The following is a 6,105-nucleotide window of genomic DNA, read 5'->3' on the forward strand; positions in this document are numbered from 1 at the left end:
GGTGCCGCGTCGAGCCCGCACTGGCCGGCGCCCCACCGGGCGCGCGCTTCCAGTTCGAGCGCCAGGGCTACTTCTGCGTGGACTCGCGCGACTCCGCCCCTGGGCGCCTGGTGTTCAACCGCACCGTGGGATTGCGCGACAAGTGGGCGAAGATCGAGAAGGGCGGGTAGAGAGATAATCATCAGTCAACTTGGCGAGGGGAGTAATCTGCCCGTGAATAGAAACCGTAGGGAATGACGCAGATACGTCGCGTGCTCGGCCAGGAGGGTGTCGCCACGCTCGGTGCGGGTGTAGGGCTGCCACGCCGTCTCCTGCAGGATGCCCCGCACGGTCTTCCGATCCAGCTCCAACTGCCGGGCGATCTCCGACTTCGAGCGCCGCTCGACGTGGTATAGCCGGTGCACCTCCCGCCAGCAATCCTCGCGGACCATCCGTCCCTCCCCGAGTGGTGTGACCTCGGGGCCAGTGTCGCCGTCCGTCGGCGCCAGTCCGGTCAACAATGTCGTCTCGCTCATGAACGTGCCCTCCTCGGTCAGGAGGGGTGAGGAATATTCAATGACCACAGGTGGGGATTATTGGGTGACCGCTGACATCCCGTCGAACTTGCCATAGAAGCAGCTCGCGATGTAGGCGCCGTACTCCTTCTGGTCCAGCTTCGCGGCGATGCCGATCTCCTTCAGGTCCTTCAGCACGAGCTGCAGGATGTCCGCGAGCGCCGTGGACCCGTAGCCGGTGAAGCGGAGGCTCGCGGGGAAGCCCTGCGGGTAGCCGGCCTCGGCCAGGAGGCGCTTGGCCTCCGCCGGGTCGTGCTGATAGTACCGGGCGCCCTCGCCGAGCTGGTCCACGGGCAGCGCCCAGTCCTTCAGGAACGCGCGCAGCGGCGGGTTCAGGACGCCCATGCCCTCCTGCACGGCCTCGATCACGCTCTGGCGGTTCACGGCGAGCGCGATGGCCCGGCGCACGCGGACGTCGCTGAAGGATTTCTGTCCGGCGAGGAAGGCGGAGATCGCGGCGGTCCGCTTTCATGGCGATAGCACTACAGCGAAGCGTTCTTCGGAGCAAGCGGACTTCTGGACGTCTGCGGTCGCAATCTGCGACCGCAAAAGGGCGGGACCGTATCCAAGTTTGGACATTGCAGAAATCGGCACCCCGAGCTCAGCATGGCGTCATGGGGCCTGGGATGTCCGCCCTTACCTCCGACCGAATCCGCGAGACGATCCTCTTCGTCCGCGGAGAAAAAACTATGCTGGACGCCAACCTGGCCGCTCTCTATGGAGTCCCCACTAAGGCTCTCGGCCAGGCCGTCAAGCGTAACGCGCTCCGATTCCCAGATGATTTCATGTTCCAGCTCACGCGTGCGGAATCGATGGCTTTGAGGTCACGATCTGTGACCTCAAAGAGTCGTGTTGGTCGCGGCGGTCGGCGGTATCGCCCGTACGCCTTCACCGAGCAAGGCGTCGCGATGCTCTCCAGCGTCCTACGGAGCGAGCGGGCGATTCAGGTCAACATCGTGATCGTGAGGACCTTCGTTCGGCTGCGTCGCATGCTCGCATCACAGCCCGACCTTGAGCGCAAGGTCGACGCCCTTGAGCGGAAATACGACGGCCAGTTCAAGGTTGTCTTCGACGCGATCCGCGCCTTGATGGCGCCCGAGCCTCGGCCCACGCGGCGCGTCGGCTTCCGCCCTGATGATGGAGAGCGTCATGAAGATCTCCACGCACCTCATTCGGCTACTTCGTCTTCAACCGCGCGTCGCCCGCCGCCCGCCAGAGATACCACGCCGCCACCGAGCGGTACGGCATCCAGCGCTCGCCGAACATGCGCAGCGCCTTCGGCGTCGGCCGCGCGCGGCGGCCGTAGGCGTGGCGGAAGCCCTCGCGCACGCCGAAGTCGTCCACCGGCAGCACGTCGAGCCGGCCGAGCGTGAAGATGAGCAGCATCTCGACGGTCCAGCGGCCCACGCCGTGGATTGGTGTCAGGCGCTCGATCATCTCCTCGTCGCTGAGCCGCCGGCAGGCGCGGCGCGTCGGCACGACGCCCTTGACCGTGTGGCGGGCGATGTCCTTGATGGCGCGCACCTTGGCGCGCGAGAAGCCGGCGCGGCGGAGCGTGGTCGCGCGCGCCGCGAGCACCGCCGCCGGCGCGGGGAAGCGCCCCTTCGGAAACAGGGCGACGAAGCGGCCCAGGATCGTCTCGGCCGCGCGCCCGTTGAGCTGCTGATGGGCGATGGCGCGCACCAGCGTCTCGTAGGGCGAGCGCCCGTGAGGCTCGAGCCGGCACGGGCCGTGACGGCGGATGAGCTTGCGCATCACGGAGTCGCGCGCGAGGTGGCGCCGGGCCGCGGCCGTCATGCGTTGCGCTGGGTCGGCATGACTCGCTTGCTATCACAGCGAGGTGTATCCGTCTAGGGACTTCCGCATCGCACGCGCGGCAGCTACTACGGAACCGTGGTGTCGCCCGTGCCGTGTCGGTCGTATACTCGAGGCGGAGCATCGCTATGGTGGTCCAGGTCGAGCGCGCGCGCAGGATGTTCACGGCCGACGAGTTCGAGCGGATGGTCGGCGTTGGGATCTTGCGGTCCGACGAGCGTCTGGAGCTCATCCGCGGCGAGATCGTCGAGATGACGCCGATCGGCCACCGCCACGCCGCGTGCGTCGCCAATTTCACCAAGCGCCTCGTGACCGGTGTCGGCGATCGGGCGGTCGTCTGGATCCAGGGACCTGCCCGCTTGGCGGTGGACACCGTCCCCGAGCCCGATCTGGCGCTGCTTCGCAGGCGCTCGTACGTCACGAGCGCGCCGGGGCGCGACGACATCCTGCTCGTCATCGAGGTGGCCGAGTCCTCGTTGCGCTACGACCGAGGGGACAAGCTCCGCCTCTACGCCGCCGCCGGCGTCCCCGAGTACTGGGTGGCGAGCGTCGAGGGTGGATGGATCGAGGTCTATCGCTCGCCGCACGACGATAGCTACCGCGAGCGCCGGCGTGCCGAGCGCGGAGAGACTATCTCTCCGCTCGCCTTCCCCGACGTCAGCGTCCCGGTCGCGGACGTCTTCGCGTGACATGGACGCGGCGGATCTGAGGATCTTCGAGGCGGTCGCGCGGCTCGGCGGGATGACCCGGGCGGCCGCCGAGCTCCACACCGTGCAGTCGAACGTGACCGCCCGCATCCGCGCGCTCGAAGACGAGCTCGGCACGCCGCTGTTCGAGCGCTCGAGCCGGGGCGTCGCGCTGACGGCGGCGGGGCGCCGGCTCCTGCCCTACGCCGTCCGGGTGCGCCACCTCCTGGAGGACGCGCGGCAGGCCGTCGAGGACGAGGGCACGCCCGCGGGGCCGCTCACCCTCGGCTCGCTCGAGACCACGGCCGCGCTGCGGCTCTCGCCGCTGCTCTCGACGTACCTTGCGAAGTATCCCGAGGTGGATCTGATCCTCAGGACCGGCACCACGCGCGAGCTGACCGAGGCGGTGCTCGAGCACCGCGTGGAGGGCGCCTTCGTCTGCGGCCCGGTGAGCCACCCCGAGCTCGACGCGGAGACCATCTTTCGCGAGGAGCTCGCGATCTTCACGGCGCCGGCGGTGGAAGGCCTGGACGAGCTGGTGAAGCAAGGCGATCTCAAGATCGTCGTCCTGCGCATCGGCTGCTCCTACCGCCAGCGGCTGGAAGACATCCTGGCGAAGCGCGGGGTCGTCGGCGCGCGTCTGCTGGAGTTCGGCACGCTCGAGGCGATCGTCGGCTGCGTCGCCGCGGGACTCGGCGTGACCCTGCTGCCGAAGGCCCTGATCGGCCCGGTCTGGCCCGACGGCCGGGTCGCGGTCCATGAGCTGGCGGCGGCCGACGCCGTCGTGGACACGGTGTTCATCCGCCGCCGCGACGGCTTCGTTTCGAGCGCTCTCGCCGCGTTCCTGCAATGCGTTCGGCCGCCTGAGCCTCATCGCTCTGCGCGATAGCGCCGATCACTTAAAACCGTTTCTCACGGTCTCCCCGCCGCGCTAGCCTCGGATCGCGGAGGTCGCGCATGCCGTTCCAGAACGTGCTGACGCAGCGCTTGAAGCTCGCCCACCCGATCATCCAGGCCCCGCTGGCGGGCGGTGGCGACACGCCGGAGCTGGTTGCCGCCGTCTGCGAAGCGGGAGCGCTCGGCTGCATCGGCGCGGCGTACCTGACGCCGGCGCAGATCGCCGAGGCATCGCGGGCCGTGCGCGCGCTGACGGTGCGGCCGTTCGGCATCAATCTCTTCGCGCCGCTCCCGGCGCCCGACGCGCCGCGGGATCCGCGGCCCGCCCTCGAGCGCGTCGCGCCCTTCTACGCCGAGCTGGGCTTGCCGGCGCCGGCGCTCCCGGTGTCCGGCGGTTACGCCTTCGACGAGCAGCTCTCCGCGGCGCTCGAGAGCGGGGCGTCCGTCTTCAGCTTCACGTTCGGCATCCTGCCCGCCGGCGCGATGGAGGCCATCAAGGCGCGCGGCATGTTCCTCGCGGGCACCGCGACGACCGTTGCGGAAGCCGTCGCGCTCGAGCAGGCCGGGGTCGAGGCAGTCGTCACGCAGGGCAGTGAGGCGGGCGGTCACCGGGGCACGTTCGCGGGACCGTTCGAGACGGGGATGGTGGGAACGATGGCGCTCGTGCCGCAGGTCGTGGACGCCGTGAGGGTGCCGGTGATCGCGTCGGGCGGCATCATGGACGGCCGCGGCATCGCCGCGGCGCTGGCGCTCGGCGCGCGCGCCGTGCAGATGGGCACCGCGTTCCTCACGTGCGACGAAGCCGGCATCCCCGAGGCATACAAGCAGGCGATCCTCGCCGCGCACGAGCACGAGACGCGCCTGACGCGGGCCTTCTCCGGTCGCCCGGCGCGGGGGATCGTCAACCGCTTCATCGTGGAAGTCGAGCGTGATGACGCCGACCGCGCGATTCTCCCGTTTCCCCTCCAGAACGCGCTGACCCGACCGCTCCGCAGCGCCGCCGCCAAGCAAGGCCGCGCCGAGTTCCTGTCGCTCTGGGCGGGGCAGGGCCTGGGCTTGGCGCGCCGTCAATCGGCGGCGAGCCTCGTCGCGCGGCTCGCGACCGAGACCGCGGCCGCCGTCGGCCGGCTGACGACAACTGACTGAGGCCCCGGACCCTTCGAAGAAGCTTGCGGGTCGGCGGAAGCCCGGAGTAGCCTAGCGCTAGTGGCATCCGGGCGGTTTGTCGCACTCCTTCTGGTGGGCCCGCTCCTTTCACTGCGGCTCCTTGCCTACGCGAGCCCGCCCGATCCGAGCACCCCCGGGGGCTTCTGGGATGACGGCGACTACGACAGCGTCGTCATGCTCATCACGTCCGCCTCCAGCACGAACGAGAGCGCGCCGCTCGACGCGCTCGAGCCGCGCTGGGAGCCGGTCCAGGTCCTCGTCGCTGCTGACGACCAGCTCGTCCCCGGCCCCGCGATTCCGCCGCGCCAGCCCCGGGGTCCTCCGCTCGCCTGAGTCTTCCACCCGGCCCGCCGCCATGGGGCGGCGGCCATTCTGAACATCTCCTAGCTCCTTCAGTTGGAGCTCACTCAGGCAGGGGGAGACACGGTGGGCTATGCCTCGAGCGCGTGACCTTCGATCGGCGGATTACCGGGCGCTGGCTGACTTTCGCTACCAGCTCCGCCTGTTCCTGTCCCGTCGCGAGCAGGCGGCCCGCGCGGCGGGGATCTCCATCCAGCAGTACCAGGTGCTGCTCTGGCTCAAGGCGTTGGAGGGGTGGGCGCCCGCGACGATCGGCGCGCTGGCTGAGCGGCTCCAGATCCGCCACAACGCCGCCGTGGGGTTGATCGATCGCCTGGTCGCCCGAGGGCTCGCGCAACGGCGGCGGGCCACGTCCGACCGCCGTCAGGTCCTGCTCGAGCTGACGCGGCCAGGCGAGGTGAAGCTGAGACAGCTGGCGCTCTATTCGCTCACCGAGCTTCAGGAGGAGGCGCCGGCCCTCGTGCGGGTGCTGACGACGCTGGTGCGGTCGGGGCGACGGCTGTCCGCCCGGGACGGGACGCGTCGTACTAGTCGTACTATGCGGTGATGCGACACACGTTCCTCGCGTGCGCGTGTCTGACGCTCGCGCTGGCGGGCCACGAGGCCGCGAGCGGCCAGGACCCGCC

Annotated in this window: 9 protein-coding genes and 1 pseudogene; 7 read left to right on the forward strand and 3 right to left on the reverse strand. The window is 69.7% G+C overall.

The genetic code is table 11. The features are described from left to right. Positions 1–170 (forward strand): glutamine--tRNA ligase (locus VKG64_09170; GenBank protein HKB25211.1); only part of this gene is annotated, 170 nt, incomplete at its 5' end. A 15-nt stretch (positions 171–185) separates the two neighbouring features. Here VKG64_09170 and VKG64_09175 read toward each other — a convergent pair. After that, the gene (locus tag VKG64_09175; GenBank protein HKB25212.1) at positions 186–515 is read right to left on the reverse strand and encodes a hypothetical protein; all 330 of its coding nucleotides are present in this window, start codon (positions 513–515) and stop codon (positions 186–188) included. 57 nt (positions 516–572) lie between these two features. After that, positions 573–1,007 carry an ABC transporter substrate-binding protein gene (locus VKG64_09180; protein HKB25213.1) on the reverse strand — a complete coding sequence of 145 codons (435 nt, stop codon included), beginning with the start codon at positions 1,005–1,007 and terminating at the stop codon, positions 573–575. Between the two features lie 173 nt (positions 1,008–1,180). Between VKG64_09180 and VKG64_09185 the strand changes: the two are divergent. Then, positions 1,181–1,681: pseudogene (locus VKG64_09185) on the forward strand (ORF6N domain-containing protein). Between the two features lie 49 nt (positions 1,682–1,730). Here the strand turns inward: VKG64_09185 and VKG64_09190 are convergent. Then, entirely contained in the window at positions 1,731–2,351 is a 621-nt protein-coding gene (locus VKG64_09190; protein HKB25214.1) for a DNA-3-methyladenine glycosylase 2 family protein, read from the reverse strand. Positions 2,352–2,497: 146 nt separating this feature from the next. Between VKG64_09190 and VKG64_09195 the strand changes: the two genes are divergently transcribed. The 5 genes from VKG64_09195 (at position 2,498) to VKG64_09215 (ending at position 6,026) form a co-directional block, all read left to right on the forward strand. Beyond that, positions 2,498–3,058, forward strand: coding sequence for a Uma2 family endonuclease (locus VKG64_09195; GenBank protein ID HKB25215.1), 561 nt, complete (start codon positions 2,498–2,500; stop codon positions 3,056–3,058). A gap of 1 nt (position 3,059) precedes the next feature. Continuing rightward, on the forward strand, positions 3,060–3,944 hold the full coding sequence (locus tag VKG64_09200) for a LysR family transcriptional regulator (GenBank protein ID HKB25216.1): 885 nt from the start codon (positions 3,060–3,062) through the stop codon (positions 3,942–3,944). A gap of 68 nt (positions 3,945–4,012) precedes the next feature. After that, positions 4,013–5,098: a nitronate monooxygenase gene (locus VKG64_09205; protein ID HKB25217.1), complete on the forward strand. Its 1,086-nt coding sequence runs from the start codon at positions 4,013–4,015 to the stop codon at positions 5,096–5,098. Between the two features lie 93 nt (positions 5,099–5,191). After that, positions 5,192–5,452: a hypothetical protein gene (locus VKG64_09210; GenBank protein ID HKB25218.1), complete on the forward strand. Its 261-nt coding sequence runs from the start codon at positions 5,192–5,194 to the stop codon at positions 5,450–5,452. A gap of 100 nt (positions 5,453–5,552) precedes the next feature. Next, positions 5,553–6,026, forward strand: a complete 474-nt coding sequence (locus VKG64_09215; GenBank protein ID HKB25219.1) for a MarR family transcriptional regulator — start codon at positions 5,553–5,555, stop codon at positions 6,024–6,026. The last annotated feature ends 79 nt before the right edge of the window (positions 6,027–6,105 follow it).

The organism is Candidatus Methylomirabilota bacterium, assembly GCA_035260325.1.
In the GTDB taxonomy this organism is placed as follows: domain Bacteria; phylum Methylomirabilota; class Methylomirabilia; order Rokubacteriales; family CSP1-6; genus AR19.